This window comes from Sphingobium estronivorans (genome assembly GCF_008692605.1).
GTDB lineage: Bacteria > Pseudomonadota > Alphaproteobacteria > Sphingomonadales > Sphingomonadaceae > Sphingobium > Sphingobium estronivorans.
The window spans coordinates 21404-36744 of the sequence record NZ_LFCT01000035.1 but is presented as its reverse complement, the minus strand read 5'-3'; the positions used below and the strand labels follow the sequence as shown (position 1 = coordinate 36744).

The following is a 15341-nucleotide window of genomic DNA, read 5'->3' as shown; positions in this document are numbered from 1 at the left end:
AGCGCCGCCAAATTGTGGCGGTTCACCGCACATTTTTTGCGCTCAACGCGCCAAGAATTGCCGATGACCTGACCGACTCGCGGTTAATGCTGGGGCGACCACGACAAGGTGCCGTCATGCTGGCCCCGGCGACCGACATGCTGGGCCTGGCGGAGGGTCTCGAAACCGCGATCTCCGCCATGACCCTGCTCGACATTCCCGTTTGGGCGACGCTGGGCAGCGAACGCCTCCACCGCATCGCCCTGCCATCCCGGGTGACGCGCCTCATCCTTCTTCCCGACAATGACCAGGCAGGGCAACGGGCCGTGGCCAAAGCCCTTGTCGCCTATGAATATCCCGGACGGATCATCCAGACGATCTGGCCGCCCATGGGCATGAACGACTGGAACGATGTCCACAGGATGGAGGGAAGTGGGGGGAGGAATGGGTGGCGAGAGGGGACCTGATGGTCAGGTTTCCCTCGCCAGGAGAATATCCATGAACCAGCTTCCCATACTCGTTTCCGCGGCGAACCTCACCAAATCGCCGTCCAACGTCCGCAAGGCCAGCGACCCCGTCGCCGATACCCAACTTGAGGCCAATATCGCGGCCAAGGGCATCCGGCAGAATCTCATCGGCCTGCCGGTTTCCCGCAAGAAGGGGCATTACCGTATCGCCGCTGGCGGCCGCCGCCTCGACGCGGTCCATCGCCTGATCGAAAAGGGCATCTTCGCGGCGGATTATCAAGTTCCCGTCCTCGTCCTTAGCGAAGCCAAGGATGCGATCGCGACCAGCCTTGAGGAGAATTTCTTCAAGCTCAGCATGTCGGCCGCGGACACCTGCAGGGCGTTCCAGGATATTGTCCAGACCAAGGGCAGGACGCCGGCCGAGATCGCCAAACGCTTTGGCCTCACCGAACGGTTCGTGCTGGGCCGGCTTCGCCTCGCCGATCTCGCGCCCTGCGTGTTCGACGCGCTGCGCGACGGCGAGATCAGTCTGGAGGTGGCAATGGCCTATGGCAGCAGCCCCGATCCCGTGCGCCAGGCGAGCGTCTTCGAAGAACTGGGCCAGGGCTATTACCGTGACAATGTGAGCGAGATCCGCCGTCAGCTGGCGCAGGGCAGCTATCGGGGCAGCGATCCCAAGGCGCTGCTCGTCGGGCGCGAAGCCTATCTGGCTGCCGGTGGCCGGATCGACAGCGATCTCTTCACCGACAACGCCACCGAGATGTGGATCGATGGCGACCTGCTCAGCCAATTGGCGAGCGACAAACTGGCGCAGGCCGCCGAGGCGATCCAGGAGCGGGAAGGCTTTGGAGAAATCCGCGTCGTGCCGACCACCCATATCGCCTATAGCGCGACCTGGGATTTGAAACCGGTCGATGGTGAGCAACCGCCGTTGACGGAAGAGCAGGAGCAGCGCCTGGCGGAAATCGAAGCGGAACTTGAAGGCTTCGAAAATCCCGTCGACACCGACGAAAGCGAGGAAGAGGCCGAGGAACGCTATGATCGCCTGAATGCGGAATATGAGGCGATCCAGCAACGCGCGCCGATCCTGACCGACGAACAGAAGGCCTCCGCCCTCGCCTATGTCGTGATCGGCCAGGATGGCCAGCCGCGCATCGATGAGCAGCTCTATATCGCCCCATCGGCCGAGCCTGTCGACGAGGACGAGCCGTCCGGTGAGGATGGGGAAATCGAGGCAGCTTCGGACGAGGAGGCTCTGGGGCAGCCCCGTATCAGCCAGCGTCTTGCCGATGAACTGGCCGAGATGAAGGCCGAACTGCTCCGCATCCATGTCGCCAGCGATCCCCGCTTCGCACTCGACCTTGCCACCTTCACCATGGCCGATGCCGCCACCCGGAAATATGGCAGCAGCGATCTTGCCACCGAACTGCGCGCCAATGCGCCTTATTCCCGGCTCACCGGCTATGAGAGCGGGACGCTGGCGGCCGAGGAGTGGATGAAACTCGACGCCGGACTCGATCGCAGCTGGACCGAACATGCCGATGAACGGGACCGCTATGACGCCTTCTGCGCGCTGGCCGAGGAAGCCCGTGCCGCCTGGTTCGGCTGGTCGATTGCCCGAACGATGCAGGCCATACCCGCCGGTCGCACCGGGAGCCGCTTTGTCGATCATCTCGGCCAGAAACTGGAAATCGACGTCGCGTCATGGTGGCGGCCCACCGCGACCAACTATTTCGACCGGATCAGCAAGGCGTCGATTCTGTCGGAGTTCGAGGGGATCGGCGGGATCGAACTCAGCAGCCGCTATAGTGCCTCGAAAAAGCATGATCTCGCCTTGTCGGCCGAAAAGCTCTTCTCCGGCGCGCTGATCATTGAGGCGGAGCTCAAGGAAAAGGCGCTGGCCTGGCTGCCTGACGCAATGCGCTTCAGTCCGCTCGTCAAGCTGGTCGAAGATGACAGCGAACCGGGCGCAAGCGATGAAGATATTTCCGCGGATGCGCAAGCTCTGCCCCCGGCTGAGGACGACGACATCACCCAGGCGGCCTGACAAGCCACCTTGATCATCCCCGGGGTCGCAGCCTCGCGCTGCGGCCCCGCTCCTTCCGTTGTTGCCCGGCTTCCGGTCGTTGGTCGGTGGCCTTGTAAACAACCGGGTGCCGTCGCTGCTTCGCTGAGCCCCCTGCAATCCACATCAACAATCCAGCCGAGCCCAACTGTGCGCGGCTGCGTGGAGTCACGTCCATGGCACAATTCCAAATCTTGTTCCCGTACTCGGATACCGAGTGGCGGCCGGTGACGGTCGAGCTGAGCTGGGCGCCAAGCGGTGACCAGCAATATCTCTGGCCTTCCTTCGAAGAGGCCGAGGCCGCCCTGCAGCAGCTTGTCACGCGCGTGCCCGGCACTGGGCTTCGCATCGCGCTCGCCGGTACCGATATCGGCGACGTCGACTGGCAAATCCGCGAGAAGCTGCGCTTTGCCGATGGCACCTACTCGCTCACGCCTTGGCATGACGAACCTTGGTACCAAGCGAGGCACGGCGAGCATTTCTGCCATATCTCCAAGGAGCAGGCGGGCAAGGTCGCGTTTACCGAAAACGCCGCCAAGGGACAGATCGATCGTCAGTTGGTGATGTCGCCCGGCCGTTATTTGAATCGCTTCTTTTCCGAGCATCTGGACAACAACGCGATCGAGGGCTGGTGCGCCAGGCTCTCCGTGCTGCTTGAGGAAGATGCCCTCAAAATTACCCAGGATGCCGACGAAATTGAAGATGTCTATGTCGGCGGTCCCAACAGTTGCATGGCGCATAAGGCTGACTATTTCGATAGTCCCTGTCATCCCGTGCGAGTCTATGCCGGACCGGACACCGCGCTCGCCTATATTGGTTCCCGGGAGGATGCCACTGCCCGCAGCATCGTGTGGCCGAGCCGGCGAATCTATACCAGCATTTATGGCGATGTGTCGCGCCTCAGATTGCTCCTTGAAGGGGCTGGCTACACCTCGGGCTCCCTGAACGGCGCACGCATCCGGCGTATCCCCCATGACGACTATTTTGTCGTTCCCTATATCGATGAGGGTGACGACCTTGACGACGAAGGCCAACATCTCGTTATCGGCCAGGGCGGCATATCATCCAACAAAACCACCGGCCTGGCGGACATTCCCTGGTATTGTCCACGCTGCGACAGCGACGGTGAAGCTTATGAGACGGTCCATGGCGTAGATGGCGATGAAGAGGAATGGTGCTACAGCTGCTTTCACGACCACGCCACCTTCTGTGATTATAACCAACGTTACTATTGCGATGATGAATCCTTCGTCATTGTTCATAATGATGGTGGCTCGAATACTGTTCTCGAGGACGACGCGGAGGATTTCGGCGCCGTCTATCTCGAAGATCGCTAACAGTGGTGGGGCCGTAGCTGCTGCCAACAATGTGATGCCTCTGGAGCATGGTTTCACGCAGACGATCTCACCGAATATCATGGTGAATGGTTATCCGAGGGACAACTGCCTGAACCGCTCGACGATGACGACGCCTCGCTCCTTAACGCCCATATTCTGGCTTACCGCCAGTTCCATGACGAGATGGCCGCGATCCGGGCGAATGTCGCCAAGTGGCAGGCCGCAGGCGAGCGTGCTCGAGACGAGAGGCTAAGGCGCGAACGAGAGGAGGCGGACCGCCTTCGTCTCGAAGCGCAGCGGCATGCTGCCCATGCGTCGCTCGACGGACAGCATTCCCAAAGTGATCGGTACGAGCCCGCTCACCTCTCCGAAAACTTCCTTCCCGCCGCCGCAATGACGGCACCGGCCCCGGCCGCGACCGCATCCCATGCAGGAGCCTGATCTCATGACCTATGATGTTGCGGGCCGGGCAGGCCTGCTGGAAATCCTGTCCTGGGCACGCCCCCATGACAGCGCGATTGAACGTGCCTTCTGTCGGGAATTTCTCGACCCAATTCCCGGCATGACCACGGACGCCTTCGGTAACAGGATGCTCGCCATCGGCGACAGTCCCCGTGTGATGTGGAGTTGCCACGTCGATACCGTGGCTGCCCGGGGCGGGCAGCAGGACGTGGGCATCGACGAGCGTGGCATCGTCAGCCTGTGCGATGGCAAGCCTGGCATGTCGCTCGGCGCCGATGATGGGGCCGGAGTATGGATCATGCTCAACATGATCGCAGCCGACCGCCCTGGCCTCTACCTGTTCCATCGCGGCGAGGAGCGCGGTTGTCTCGGATCGCATTGGATCCAGCGCAACAATTCGGGACTGCTAAAAGGTCTCGACGCCGCCATCGCCTTCGATCGTGCCGGCTTTGACGATGTCATCACGCATCAAAGTTACGGACGGACATGCTCGGACGCCTTCGCAGTCAGCCTGGCGTCTGCACTCAACGATCTGAACCAGGACTTCCGATATGCCCCTGATGATACGGGCGTCTTTACCGATACCAACGAATATGCAGGGATCATCCCCGAATGCACCAACCTGTCGGTGGGTTACCATGGCCAGCATGGACCAAGAGAGACGCTCGACGTCGATCATTGCGAGAAGCTTCTCGCCGCCATGCTGAAACTCGACGCTTCCTTGCTCGTGATCGGGCGGGATCCCTCGGTACAGGAAGATGATCGATGGGGCTGGCTCGAAAGCTATCACGGCTATCGCGACGATCTCGCGGAAGCGGTCGCGGACCATCCGCTTTTGGCCGCGCGGATATTGGAGGAATGCGGTGTCACACTGGACGATTTTCAGATGGCTGTTTGGGCGGACGAGATGGGCGACGGCTCCGGCTACCGCCCAATCATGGCATCATGATGGAGATAGATGTCGTGCCGCCCGAAAAAGCGGGGGTGATCCTCAACGCTGTCATCGCTGACCGATCCTGATCAGCGCCGCACGGTTTCCATTCCGATCATGCCGCCTTCGACCTGTTGAAACAGCCGAAGGCGGCATGCAGTCTCATGTTTTTTCGGTTGCAGGAGCCGCCGCTTCGCCAGTTGCCGGCGATGTCGGTTCAGCCGAGGAAATCTTGATACCAAGCTTCTTGCGCGCGGCCGTAAGGGCTGCCTTGGCATCAGGCGCCGCCTTTACCGCTACCGGCTTCGTGCCAGTCTTCGCGGTGGCCGGGCTTGCCTTCGCATTTGGCTTCGCTGCCTTTTCAGCCGTGGCCGTCTTTGCAGGCTTCGCTTCCGCCTTGGGCTTCGACGTCTTGACGGAAAACTTGCTGGAAGCGGCTACGGCCTTCGGCGTCGATTGCGTCACTCCATTGTCAGTGACTGCCGTCGTAGCCGGCGTCCCGGCCTTTTCAGAAGCTACTGCGGTCTTTGCCGGCGCAGCGGCCGCCTTCGCGCCTGCCTTCTTCCCCGAAGTGGGCTTCGAAGCTGGTGTCACTGCCTTTGCCGCCGGTGCGGCTTCCGCTGCCTTGGCTGCGGCGGGCCGCTGACCAAGACCGTTGCGCTGGGCCACGTCGCGGCGCATTTCCGCATAGGCGGGCGCTACCATGGGATAGGCCTTGGGCAGACCATAGCGTGCGCGATATTCTTCTGGTGTAAGCCCGTTTGCGGCCAGGTGGCGCTTCAACGTCTTGTACGGCTTGCCGTCAATGAGGCTGATCAGATGATCCTTCGACGCGAGGCTCTTGCGAATGCTGACCGCGGGAACATATTCGACGGGTGCCGCTTCCGTAGCGGCAGGCTCATCGACAAGGGCTGCGCGCGTCGACTGGATGAGGGCGGCAAGGTCAGAGCTCTCGACCCTGTTATTGGCGACATAGGCGCTCAGCAACTGAACGGCCAAAGTCGTGGTGTCGGTCTGTTCGGTGTCGGCCATGAGGACATTTCCTGGGATATTGAGAAGGAAGAGACCCTGGACTCGGGTCAGTTGCGAAACGGTAAAGCCATGCTCCGTTCAGTTCGAGGAGTCAAAGGAAAGACGACGGGCTGGGTCAATGGTCGCCATGTTTGATCGCGCCAAATCGCACGATCAAACAACCCCGGATACAGAACTTCATGCCCCATCCGCTACCGGGAGCACTTTGTCATGATCATTCACCAGATGCAGCGGCGGGCGATGGTCCGTGCCCGCGAAAGCGGCGAGATCTTCTGTCTCATCCAGGATGTCGATGGCAGCATTGCCATCTTCCCAGAGAATGAAGTCATCGCTCGCGGGAGGAACTGTGTTGACGCCATTGTCTGGTCTACCGCCTTTGCAGAGGATGCGCTGATCGATCCTGTATTGCGTGCCTGAACCGGGCCGTTTTTCGCTGAGGATATGGCGCGAATATTCGCGCTTGGATGGTCTGTAGGACCGGGCAGCGAGGCAGGAACGGGAGGGAAGGGGGCGGGGTGGATATGGACCGGGTGTCGATGCGCCCGATGTCCAGACCGAATGAGGAGATCATCCCATGTCCAATCTCGTCCAGCACAGTGATGCGTCGCCTGTTGGCGGCGCCTATCGCGTCGACATCTCGCGTGGCCGCAATATCGGCCGCGTGTCCTCCGAATGGTATTCGCGTCCTGATGACGAGAAGTTCCTCTCGCTGACCGACCTTTATGACAGTGTCCGCGCCCGCGCCGACCGTGCAACGACCCGGATCGTCGAAAGCAGGGCGGTCCGGGTCGTTGCGCGGTCGGAAGATCCCGAGCGTCTCAGCCTGTTTGTTCCCGGCGACGACCGTCCTGTTGCGCCCACCAACTGGTCTTTCGGTCAGCTATCAAGCCTGGTCGGTGCGCCGGCTTCCTATCTCCGCTCGCTGCCGGCGGCTCTGGCTGGCATCAATCTCCAGCATGGCCTGCTCGCCCATCGCGGTGAACAGGTGAAGCTGCTTCAGACCGAAGAAGGCCGCACGGAACTGCGGGCTGTTACCGGGCCCGATTATGGCCGTATCTGGGATCATGAACTGGTCTCCGCGGTGATGAAGATCGCAGGCAATGGCGTTGGCGACACGCGCTGGAAAGTGCCGGGCGTGCTTGACTGGGGCAGCATGCACTATAACCCCTATGTCGATGTGACCCGCGATACGACGACGCTCTATGCGTCCGATCGCGACGTCTTTCTGTTCCTGGTCGATGACACCCACCCGATCGAAGCAGGCCTGCTGGCCAATGGCGATCCCGATCTCTTCTTCAGGGGATTTTATTGCTGGAACTCTGAAGTGGGTTCCAAGACCCTGGGCATGGCGACCTTCTACCTCCGCGCGGTGTGCATGAACAGGAACCTTTGGGGCGTGGAGAATTTCGAGGAAATCTCGATCCGACACTCCAAATTCGCCGCCAATCGCTTCGCCCATGAAGCCGCGCCGGCGCTTGAAAATTTCGCGGATTCCTCAGCCCGAAACTTTATCGACGGCATTCGCACCGCGCGCGAGCGGATCGTGGCGCGTACCGACGAGGATCGCGAGATCTTCCTGCGCAAGCAGGGTTTTTCGAAGGCCGAAACCGGCAAGATTATTTCCACGGTGCTGGCCGAGGAAGGCCACCCGCCCGCCAGTCTCTTCGATTTCGTCCAGGGCATCACCGCCCATGCACGGACGAAATCCCATCAGGACAATCGCCTCGACGTCGAGGGCAAGGGGCGCAAGCTCCTCGAGAAGGCGCACTGAGCGCCGGGCGTCAATCCGCTTTTTTTGATCCCCTTCGGTTCCGGCGCCCGCCGGGGCCGCAAACACTCTTGCGAAAGGATCCCGTCATGGGCGCTTCTCCTCAAATCCAGACCTTCCTTGTCGAAGTCCAGTTCCTGAGCGGCGATGAGCAATATGGGATGGAACTCTACATCATTGACGCGCCGAACTGGTATCGCGCCGAACAGCATGCGCTCGAACGCTCAGGGATGAGCGTCTATGATAACCCGCTGATCCCTGATTTGCGGCGCCGCGCTGTTTCCAGGCAGGTCTGAGAAGGAGGGATCGATCTCCCGCGATCGGTCCCCCGTCTGCCTCGGTGTCGGTCTCCTCAAATCCGGAGCATTTCCCATGTCCCGTTCCTCTCGCGGGCTGGCATCCTTATTGTCAGCTTCTCCATCCTCAACCGGAACCCATCCAGAGTTGCGAAGTCCGAACGGCGAACTCCCAGCGCTGCCAGGGGCGGAAATCGGGCGTTACTGCGTCCTTGCCACCACCCATCTCTCCATGGCGACCGCTGCGGTGCTCGACAGTTGGACCAACGGTCACGCGCATGAGGCACCGATTACCGTTGCCCGGAACGCGCGTGGCTGGTTTGTCGCGACGAGGCAGTTTGATCCCATGCGGGAATGTTCGCTTCCCAAGGATCTTCTGGACGCGATCCGCCTGGCCCGCAGCCGGGGCATAGGCCTGCTGCATTTCGATTGCGATGGTCCGGTCCTTGCGGAACTGCCCGTTCATGACTGGTAATCGGCTGGTCCTGCCAACAACGCCTTCAGGCGAACATCGAGATGGATCAAGCGATCGGCGGCAAGCTCGGCAACATTGGCCTGGATCACATAGCCTTGTTGCCGCAGTACATCGCCAAGGTCACGGACGATCATGATCAGATCCCGCGTGGAGATTCCGCTGTCCAACATGCGGAGTATCTCACGTTCCTCTTCGTCAAGTTCGCGCATACATCCTCCCCGATCCGTATCGATCCCGAGGGTGGTTGAAATCCTGGAGCATGGCCGGGTCGGGCGCAACTGCCATCGGCGCCGAGTCCGGCCTGCGCCGAGAATAGTATCTGATGCGCAAGACGACAACGGCGCCCTTGGCCGGCGATCGGCGATAATCTGATTGATCCGTCCTCTTCGGTCTTTCGTGGCGTGGTCACCCCTTTCATCGGAGGTCCATCATGGACATTATCGTTACCCGCGTCCGGCTTGCGGGCGCGGCGCTCCTATTCGAATATCGCGCGCTGGTGCCATGGGCGGCACTCTCAACTGACCGACAGGCTATCCTGCCCCCGGTCCGTGGTCCTCATATAGCCGGCCGGGCTCAATGTGTACGTCTTGCACCGCTGATCGCGCCCGATCGCTATTTCGCCATGTCGGAGCCTGAGCGTTCCTATCTGGCCCGCCGCATCGGTCTTGTTGCCCGGCGGGTCGAGACGCTGGTTGTCCGGGCGGTTTTTCCCGAAATGACCGCCGATATGCTGCCGATCCATTATCGCGGCGATCATGAGACGGGCGATGCCTGCCATTGCGTTCCGATTATAGACCTCGCAACTGCATTCGATCGGCTCGAACCGGCTCTCGATGCGCTGATGGCATGCGATCTCGGACTTTACCAGGGCTGCGCCCAAAACGCGGCCTGAGATTCACACGAAAGGATCGCCATATGGATCAGAGCGAAGAGTTCAGTCTCGAAACCGCGGCCTGCCTCTGGGAAGCCGTGCTGGCTTTGCGGGACCAGGTCAGCGGCGATCCGGGCGCAAAGCTTTTGGCCGCGGCGATTGCGCGCAGTTTCGAGGTCGTCGGGACCGCTGCATTGCGCCTTATCGTGGTTGGCTGGACGAGGACGGTCGAGAAAGACTGGCAGGAAGTCAGCGGAACCTATCCGCTCTGCTTTGATTGGGATTTCGTGCCCGACTGGGTGATCGAAAATATCGACTGGTCGGATCCGGCTAATCCGCATCGGTTGCCGACGACATCGGGACCGATCAACTTGTGCACACCCCACGCACCAAAAGTCGATACAATGTTGACACGGGCTCGTGTCATGATAATGTATCATGAATGTCGATACGGTGGAGGTGGTCATGCGTGTGCAAGTGAAAAAGTGGGGTAACAGTGCTTCGGTCAGGATTCCTACCTCGATCATGGCCGCTGCTGCGCTGCATATCGATCAGGAGGTGGACGTCAGGGAAGAAGAGGGTCGGGTCATCATCGAGCCGATCGCCGCGCCTGCCTTTACTCTTGAGGGGCTGCTGGCTGGGATGAAGCCTGAAAACTTTCCTGAAAACGTCGATTTTGGTGCGCCTGTCGGCAAAGAGGTTTGGTGATGGCGAAATATATCCCCGACATGGGCGATATCGTCTGGCTAAACTTTGATCCCCAGGCTGGACATGAGCAGGCCGGTCATCGACCCGCCCTTGTCCTGTCACCGGCAGCCTATAATCGTGTGCGCGGGATGATGATTTGTTGTCCTATGACGAGCAAAGTCAAAGGCTATCCCTTTGAGGTGTTAATCAGCCAGAACCCACCAAGTGCTGTATTGGCAGATCAGCTGAAAAGCGTTGACTGGATGGCACGGAAGGCGACAAAAAAAGGCACAGTATCGCAAGCGGCGATGCTGGAAGTTCAGGGAAAAATCCGCGCTCTGTTGGCGATATGACATATGTCGATTCACGCGCTTTTTCAGCCCGATGGGCAGCGTTCCCCCGCAAAATTCGCGGGCGATCCGCTGGAAAGGATGACGGCATGACGAGCTGCCTCGTTCGTGCATGATGAAGGCAGTCCGTCTGTCTCGACGTTTTCCGACATGGTCAGCGGAGGCGATCACTCTTTGCCAGGCTATCAGGCGCAAGCGCGGCAGTCTTCGTCAATCTGTGTCTTGCATGCCAATATCATAAAGTGATATTCCTCATCGACAGAGGAGTTTGACCATGCCTTCCAGTTTCACCCTGGGCGCCCATTTCGAGGGCTTCATCAAGCAGCAGGTGAACAGCGGCCGTTACGCGTCTGCCAGCGAGGTCGTTCGCGACAGCCTCCGGCTGCTCGAAGAGCAGGACGCCATGCGCCAGGCTCGGCTTGACGCGCTCCGTGCCGAGATCGAACAGGGCGCCGCCAGCGGCCCGGGCATTCCCGCCAGTGAGGCTTTCGCGAACGTCCGGCAACGGATCGCGAATATGGCCGGCGGCGCTACCGATAGTTGATGGGTCTCGAATTTTCGCCGGCTGCTGCTGCCGACCTTGTCGCGATCGCCAGCTTTATCGCGTGCGACAATGTTCCTCGGGCCGTCACCTTCGTTGATGAACTCGAAGGGGCTTGTGCGAAGATCGCCGACTTCCCCCTGTCCGGCGTTGCCCGGCCCGAGATTCGGGCCGGGCTCCGGTCCAAGCCCGCACGGCAGCTATGTCATATTCTACAGCGTTTTGGTTTCGGTCATCCGCATTGAGCGCATTCTGCATGGCGCACGCGACATAGGCGCCATCCTTTCGTCAGATTAGCTTTCCCAAAAGCCGCGCTTGCGGCCATGCTTTGCCTTGAGCTCCGTTACATAGGCATCATGGTCGGGATGGCCGCCATAGTCATCGATGCGTCGCGCGAGATGCGCGCAACTTTGCAGGTGGCGCACGGCATGCGGATAACGTTTGACCCGGGCCTTATCGAGCGCGAAATTGATCATGGCGCGCAGCGCCAGCGCCGCGGCCAGAGGATGACCTGCTTCCAACGCCTCGGCGGCAGGCGTGAGGATTTCATAGGGATCGCCATCCAGCTCGTCGGCGCGGGCGAGCAGCATTGTCGCAGCACTGTCGATAGCGGGCCAGGCGAGCAGGAAATGTAAAGCGTGCGGGAGCGACGGGAAGGCGCGGACATGGGCCAGCGCCCGCTTCTCTGCTTCCAGATCGTCAAAGTCGGGCAGGCGTTTCAAATAAGCACGGAGATATTCAGCGTCGAGCGCGGTGGCGAACCGCTCCCAGCGAGCCGCCTGGGCCTCGTCCGCGTGGCCCAGCGCATCGAACGCCGCGATCCGCACCCGGTCCCAGTCCGGCCAATGGCCACCCCGACGCCGTATTGCTTCGGCCGCGCCGAGCACGGTCATGGCCTCCGCCGCGCGGCCCGCAGCCAGCAGGCGCTCGGCAATGGCAGCGGCAATCGCGGGATTATGGCGCTGATCGACTGGATATTGCGCGATGAAGGCATCGACATCACCCAGCGCATCGGCAATGTCGACCAGCGCCTGGCGGACAAGCCGCTCATGGCGCCGGGCTTCCATCTCGTCCTCGTAGAAAACGCCGCCTGAGCCATAGCCGATGACGCGCCGTTCGGCCTGGGGTGGCCGCTGCGGTCCTTCGCGCGCCATGGCCTCGAACTTGTGCCTGAGGGCTTTCAGTCCTGCTTCGCCAAGCGGCTCCGTCATCAGGGCGACGAGGCCGTCGAATTGGCCATGGTCATTGTCGCAGACGCTGTCGAACACCCGGTCGACAAGCCGGTAAGTGGGCAGGCGGGCAGCAGCGGCGAGCGAGCCAAGATCGGAGAGCGCCGTTGCAAACACGGTGCCCAGCGTCCCATGGCTGTCGTCGCACCGGCTGAGCACTGGGCGCGCGAGCGCGATCAGCTTCCACAGCAGATCCAGCGCCGTCGCCGGATCGGTCGGCGCGACATGCTCCAGGATCGCGCGCCGCTGTGCCTCGATATCCTGGGCGAGGGGCTTCACCTTGTTCCAGTCGACAAAGGCTTTCGCCTTGGCGATGGTGGCGAGGCGCTTGGCGACCTCTCCGGCCACATCGCCGCTGCCGCTTGCGCTGGCAAGCTCCAGCCGCAGGCGCCGTTTCGCTTGGGCATCCCCTGCCACAAGCTCCAGCAGCAATTGGGCCAGCCGATTGGCGCCCAGCGCCTCGAGATTGGCCTGGTTGAGGGTTTTGGAAGAAGCCATGGAATCTGTCTGTCGCCAGATGGGGCAGGGCGTCAAGGGTGGAACGGTGTGGGGTTTGGGGCTGGGCGACCGCCCGCGCATGACGCGGGCGCCGGGCTGCGCCCCGAGCCCCGCTGCGCGGGTCTCGGCCCTGGCGGGCTTTCATCCCTGCCGCGGTGGCGTGTGGGGGGAAGACATTGCGCGGCTGTCAGTGGGCGACACATGCGCGCGAATGGGGAGCGTGGCCTGGAGAGGTAGTGCCGATGCGGCGACGGGCGCGCCCAGCCGCGCCGCCGGGATCAGAGAAGAGAGGGATTTGAGATTTTTGTCGCCGAAAATGGGTTTCGAGCGACAGAATGAAAGGTCAAGTCCATGAACATCGGTGAAGTTCGTGAAATCAATGGTCGTCTCGAAGGCCGCATCGCCACCCGCACGATCGATCTCCCCCGGATCGGGCTGCGCAAGGTGGAGAGCATGAACCCCAGGGCGCCTGCCTATGAAGTCATCGCTCTCAATGTCGCGCGGCGCTGGGTGCAGGTGGGCGCGCTCTGGGAAGCCGTCGCCAAGAAGTCCGGAGAGGTCTTCCTCGCCGGGAATATCGACGACCCGAGCCTTCCCGAACCGCTGGCGATTGCCCTGTTCCCGATCGAGAATGGCGGCTACTCCATCGCCTGGCGGCGCGATACGCTCCGGTCCGACTTTGGCGGCGCCGGCTTTGGTGCTGCCAATTACGACAGCATGGGCGGTGGCGACACCGACTATGAACGGGGCGGCGAAGGCGGCTTTGGCGCAAGCACCGCGGAACCGGGCGGCCAGCTGGTCGGCGCCGGGGCCGATTTCGATGACGAGGTTGCCTTCTAAGGTCCTCATCATCGTCGCAATGGGGCTGGAGGAGCATCGCTTCCCCAGCCCTTTTTCTTTGCCCTCATCCCATGAGGAGAGATCCCATGACGGACATGCATCCCCGCAGCGTCGACAGCCTCGCTGACCTGAAGAGCCTCTATGCCGCGATCACCGCCAGCCCCGATTTCCAGCGCGCCTTCGGTGATCCCATCCCCCTCACCATCATCGAACCGGGGGAGGAACCGGGCGACCACGACATGCCCGAACCGCTTGCTGCCCAGGCCGAATGCGGGGCGGTGATCGCGACCATTTTCGACCTCCTCGCCGACACCCGGCTTGAACCGCTGGCGGCGGAGATCGCCTGGGGCTTCGTCAATTCCTTCCACTTCGTGGCCAATAAGCTCGAACGGCGCGAGGATGCGCTTGCCGATGAGTTGCGCGATCTGGCGAACCGGCCGGACCTTTCCGAAGTCTATAATCAGCAACTGGAGGAAAAGCAGCTCCTCTGCCAGTCCACCGCCGAACAGCGCGAGGCGGTCGAGTGCATGCGCGACTATGCCGCCGAGATGTATCGCGCCCAGTCTGGCTGGCCCTGGTCTCCCTCGAAAGGCAGCAAGAGCCGTCCGGCTCGCGCGCTGCAGGGATCGAGCGCAACCCAGGTCGCCGTGCAGGACTATCTGCGCGCCCGTGATCTTGCCGCGCGCGAGCGCTATCTGCCCAGGGGACCGATCGTGATCGCGTCGGGCCATGCCGACTGGCACGACTGGCAACCGATCTGGGAGCGTCTCGACCTGATTCTCGAGCGCATCCCGCATATGACGCTGGTGACCACCGCCCAGCGCAAGGGGTTCGACGCCATCGTCGCGGCATGGGCGGGGGACCGTCAGGTTCCCCTTGTCGCCTACACTCTGCCGGGAGCGGGGCGCAAAGCGCCCTTCGCCCGCAACCGGAAAATGGTGGAACTGCAACCGGTGGAAGCCGTGCTGGGCGAAGGGTCCGGTATCCAGGCCAATCTCTACCAGGCGCTGCGCAAGGCGAGCGTTCCGATCCATGCCTTCCGCAAGGCGGACCAGGCCGCCGCTGCAACCGTCGGCCGTCCCAGGGCCAGTTGGCGCAACCGGCGCAGCTGACTGTAGCCCTGACGAGACATCAACCGGGGGACGGCGCGGGAGCGACCGTCCCCATTTTCATGGGAGCTGTTCATGGCCATTCCAGAAGCTCATCGCCGCAATTTCGAGACGCTGCTGTGCGCAGCCGCCGATGGGAATCTGGCCCTGCTCGAATGCATCGACGCCACCAGCGGTGAACCACGCTATGTGATCTGCGCTGTCGGAAGGGAGCGGGGCGATTTCATCATGACCCCCTTTGGTCACCTGCATGATGGCGATCCCTTCGCCGCTTATATTCCGCCGGGAAACCCGGATTGAAGACATCGGAGGCAGTAAAGAGGACTGGCGGTGCCTGACGCATCTGGAACCAACCAGTGAGATTATCAACGCACGCCAGGAGGGAGGGGGGAGGAAGTGGGAGC

The 15341-nt window shown here is 61.6% G+C and carries 20 protein-coding genes; 17 read left to right on the top strand and 3 right to left on the bottom strand.

Annotated elements, in window-relative coordinates:
• From F7P65_RS20295 to F7P65_RS20280, 4 genes are all read left to right on the top strand, one after another.
• Nucleotides 1-446 (top strand): toprim domain-containing protein (locus tag F7P65_RS20295; protein ID WP_240334415.1); only part of this gene is annotated, 446 nt, incomplete at its 5' end.
• A gap of 31 nt (nucleotides 447-477) precedes the next feature.
• On the top strand, nucleotides 478-2493 hold the full coding sequence (locus F7P65_RS20290; RefSeq protein ID WP_150295084.1) for a ParB/RepB/Spo0J family partition protein: 2016 nt from the start codon (nucleotides 478-480) through the stop codon (nucleotides 2491-2493).
• A gap of 194 nt (nucleotides 2494-2687) precedes the next feature.
• Nucleotides 2688-3848: a hypothetical protein gene (locus tag F7P65_RS20285; RefSeq protein ID WP_150295082.1), complete on the top strand. Its 1161-nt coding sequence runs from the start codon at nucleotides 2688-2690 to the stop codon at nucleotides 3846-3848.
• 445 nt (nucleotides 3849-4293) lie between these two features.
• Nucleotides 4294-5259, top strand: a complete 966-nt coding sequence (locus F7P65_RS20280; RefSeq protein ID WP_162854727.1) for a M28 family peptidase — start codon at nucleotides 4294-4296, stop codon at nucleotides 5257-5259.
• Between the two features lie 144 nt (nucleotides 5260-5403).
• On the opposite strand, the gene F7P65_RS20275 is transcribed toward F7P65_RS20280, so the two are convergent.
• Entirely contained in the window at nucleotides 5404-6273 is an 870-nt protein-coding gene (locus F7P65_RS20275) for a Ros/MucR family transcriptional regulator (RefSeq protein ID WP_150295078.1), read from the bottom strand.
• Nucleotides 6274-6483: 210 nt separating this feature from the next.
• Here F7P65_RS20275 and F7P65_RS20270 point away from each other — a divergent pair, with 210 nt between their 5' ends.
• The 4 genes from F7P65_RS20270 to F7P65_RS20255 all read left to right on the top strand — a co-directional run bounded on the left by F7P65_RS20270 (nucleotide 6484) and on the right by F7P65_RS20255 (nucleotide 8812).
• On the top strand, nucleotides 6484-6690 hold the full coding sequence (locus tag F7P65_RS20270; RefSeq protein ID WP_150295076.1) for a hypothetical protein: 207 nt from the start codon (nucleotides 6484-6486) through the stop codon (nucleotides 6688-6690).
• A gap of 157 nt (nucleotides 6691-6847) precedes the next feature.
• The gene (locus F7P65_RS20265; RefSeq protein ID WP_150295074.1) at nucleotides 6848-8044 is read left to right on the top strand and encodes a DUF932 domain-containing protein; all 1197 of its coding nucleotides are present in this window, start codon (nucleotides 6848-6850) and stop codon (nucleotides 8042-8044) included.
• Nucleotides 8045-8130: 86 nt separating this feature from the next.
• Nucleotides 8131-8337: a hypothetical protein gene (locus tag F7P65_RS20260; protein WP_150295072.1), complete on the top strand. Its 207-nt coding sequence runs from the start codon at nucleotides 8131-8133 to the stop codon at nucleotides 8335-8337.
• Nucleotides 8338-8485: 148 nt separating this feature from the next.
• A complete protein-coding gene (locus tag F7P65_RS20255) occupies nucleotides 8486-8812 on the top strand; it encodes a DUF5983 family protein (RefSeq protein WP_205452202.1) in 327 nt (108 codons plus the stop codon).
• On the opposite strand, the gene F7P65_RS20250 is transcribed toward F7P65_RS20255, so the two are convergent.
• Nucleotides 8800-9021 (bottom strand): hypothetical protein, encoded by a 222-nt coding sequence (locus F7P65_RS20250; RefSeq protein WP_150295068.1) that lies wholly within the window; start codon nucleotides 9019-9021, stop codon nucleotides 8800-8802. The genes F7P65_RS20255 and F7P65_RS20250 overlap by 13 nt on opposite strands.
• Nucleotides 9022-9242: 221 nt before the next feature.
• On the opposite strand from F7P65_RS20250, the gene F7P65_RS20245 reads away from it, so the two are divergent.
• The 6 genes from F7P65_RS20245 to F7P65_RS20220 all read left to right on the top strand — a co-directional run bounded on the left by F7P65_RS20245 (nucleotide 9243) and on the right by F7P65_RS20220 (nucleotide 11506).
• On the top strand, nucleotides 9243-9704 hold the full coding sequence (locus F7P65_RS20245) for a hypothetical protein (protein ID WP_150295066.1): 462 nt from the start codon (nucleotides 9243-9245) through the stop codon (nucleotides 9702-9704).
• 23 nt (nucleotides 9705-9727) lie between these two features.
• Nucleotides 9728-10177 carry a hypothetical protein gene (locus tag F7P65_RS20240; RefSeq protein ID WP_205452201.1) on the top strand — a complete coding sequence of 150 codons (450 nt, stop codon included), beginning with the start codon at nucleotides 9728-9730 and terminating at the stop codon, nucleotides 10175-10177.
• Entirely contained in the window at nucleotides 10149-10391 is a 243-nt protein-coding gene (locus F7P65_RS20235; protein ID WP_150295099.1) for an AbrB/MazE/SpoVT family DNA-binding domain-containing protein, read from the top strand. The genes F7P65_RS20240 and F7P65_RS20235 overlap by 29 nt, the downstream gene beginning before the upstream one ends.
• Nucleotides 10391-10723: an endoribonuclease MazF gene (mazF, locus tag F7P65_RS20230; RefSeq protein ID WP_240334414.1), complete on the top strand. Its 333-nt coding sequence runs from the start codon at nucleotides 10391-10393 to the stop codon at nucleotides 10721-10723. The genes F7P65_RS20235 and mazF overlap by 1 nt, the downstream gene beginning before the upstream one ends.
• 271 nt (nucleotides 10724-10994) lie before the next feature.
• A complete protein-coding gene (locus F7P65_RS20225; protein ID WP_150295062.1) occupies nucleotides 10995-11264 on the top strand; it encodes a type II toxin-antitoxin system ParD family antitoxin in 270 nt (89 codons plus the stop codon).
• Nucleotides 11264-11506 (top strand): type II toxin-antitoxin system RelE/ParE family toxin, encoded by a 243-nt coding sequence (locus F7P65_RS20220; protein WP_240334413.1) that lies wholly within the window; start codon nucleotides 11264-11266, stop codon nucleotides 11504-11506. Before F7P65_RS20225 ends, F7P65_RS20220 begins: the two co-directional genes overlap by 1 nt.
• 48 nt (nucleotides 11507-11554) lie before the next feature.
• Here the strand turns inward: F7P65_RS20220 and F7P65_RS20215 are convergent, their stop codons facing one another.
• Entirely contained in the window at nucleotides 11555-12988 is a 1434-nt protein-coding gene (locus F7P65_RS20215; protein WP_150295060.1) for a DUF6880 family protein, read from the bottom strand.
• Between the two features lie 351 nt (nucleotides 12989-13339).
• Between F7P65_RS20215 and F7P65_RS20210 the strand changes: the two genes are divergently transcribed.
• The 3 genes from F7P65_RS20210 to F7P65_RS20200 all read left to right on the top strand — a co-directional run bounded on the left by F7P65_RS20210 (nucleotide 13340) and on the right by F7P65_RS20200 (nucleotide 15237).
• Complete coding sequence (locus F7P65_RS20210) at nucleotides 13340-13828, top strand: DUF736 domain-containing protein (protein WP_150295058.1); 489 nt, start codon at nucleotides 13340-13342, stop codon at nucleotides 13826-13828.
• 86 nt (nucleotides 13829-13914) lie between these two features.
• Nucleotides 13915-14940, top strand: coding sequence for a DUF2493 domain-containing protein (locus F7P65_RS20205; protein WP_150295056.1), 1026 nt, complete (start codon nucleotides 13915-13917; stop codon nucleotides 14938-14940).
• 72 nt (nucleotides 14941-15012) lie between these two features.
• Nucleotides 15013-15237, top strand: coding sequence for a DUF6117 family protein (locus F7P65_RS20200; protein ID WP_150295054.1), 225 nt, complete (start codon nucleotides 15013-15015; stop codon nucleotides 15235-15237).
• The last annotated feature ends 104 nt before the right edge of the window (nucleotides 15238-15341 follow it).

Excerpts from the sequence above, each read along its gene's own strand:
- mazF (WP_240334414.1), top strand. The coding sequence starts at position 10,391 with ATGGCGAAATATATCCCCGACATGGGCGATATCGTCTGGCTAAACTTT.
- F7P65_RS20265 (WP_150295074.1), top strand. The coding sequence starts at position 6,848 with ATGTCCAATCTCGTCCAGCACAGTGATGCGTCGCCTGTTGGCGGCGCC.
- F7P65_RS20260 (WP_150295072.1), top strand. The coding sequence starts at position 8,131 with ATGGGCGCTTCTCCTCAAATCCAGACCTTCCTTGTCGAAGTCCAGTTC.
- F7P65_RS20290 (WP_150295084.1), top strand. The coding sequence starts at position 478 with ATGAACCAGCTTCCCATACTCGTTTCCGCGGCGAACCTCACCAAATCG.
- F7P65_RS20285 (WP_150295082.1), top strand. The coding sequence starts at position 2,688 with ATGGCACAATTCCAAATCTTGTTCCCGTACTCGGATACCGAGTGGCGG.
- F7P65_RS20225 (WP_150295062.1), top strand. The coding sequence starts at position 10,995 with ATGCCTTCCAGTTTCACCCTGGGCGCCCATTTCGAGGGCTTCATCAAG.
- F7P65_RS20280 (WP_162854727.1), top strand. The coding sequence starts at position 4,294 with ATGACCTATGATGTTGCGGGCCGGGCAGGCCTGCTGGAAATCCTGTCC.
- F7P65_RS20275 (WP_150295078.1), bottom strand. The coding sequence starts at position 6,273 with ATGGCCGACACCGAACAGACCGACACCACGACTTTGGCCGTTCAGTTG.
- F7P65_RS20245 (WP_150295066.1), top strand. The coding sequence starts at position 9,243 with ATGGACATTATCGTTACCCGCGTCCGGCTTGCGGGCGCGGCGCTCCTA.
- F7P65_RS20250 (WP_150295068.1), bottom strand. The coding sequence starts at position 9,021 with ATGCGCGAACTTGACGAAGAGGAACGTGAGATACTCCGCATGTTGGAC.
- F7P65_RS20240 (WP_205452201.1), top strand. The coding sequence starts at position 9,728 with ATGGATCAGAGCGAAGAGTTCAGTCTCGAAACCGCGGCCTGCCTCTGG.
- F7P65_RS20270 (WP_150295076.1), top strand. The coding sequence starts at position 6,484 with ATGATCATTCACCAGATGCAGCGGCGGGCGATGGTCCGTGCCCGCGAA.
- F7P65_RS20200 (WP_150295054.1), top strand. The coding sequence starts at position 15,013 with ATGGCCATTCCAGAAGCTCATCGCCGCAATTTCGAGACGCTGCTGTGC.
- F7P65_RS20215 (WP_150295060.1), bottom strand. The coding sequence starts at position 12,988 with ATGGCTTCTTCCAAAACCCTCAACCAGGCCAATCTCGAGGCGCTGGGC.
- F7P65_RS20235 (WP_150295099.1), top strand. The coding sequence starts at position 10,149 with ATGCGTGTGCAAGTGAAAAAGTGGGGTAACAGTGCTTCGGTCAGGATT.
- F7P65_RS20210 (WP_150295058.1), top strand. The coding sequence starts at position 13,340 with ATGAACATCGGTGAAGTTCGTGAAATCAATGGTCGTCTCGAAGGCCGC.
- F7P65_RS20205 (WP_150295056.1), top strand. The coding sequence starts at position 13,915 with ATGACGGACATGCATCCCCGCAGCGTCGACAGCCTCGCTGACCTGAAG.
- F7P65_RS20220 (WP_240334413.1), top strand. The coding sequence starts at position 11,264 with ATGGGTCTCGAATTTTCGCCGGCTGCTGCTGCCGACCTTGTCGCGATC.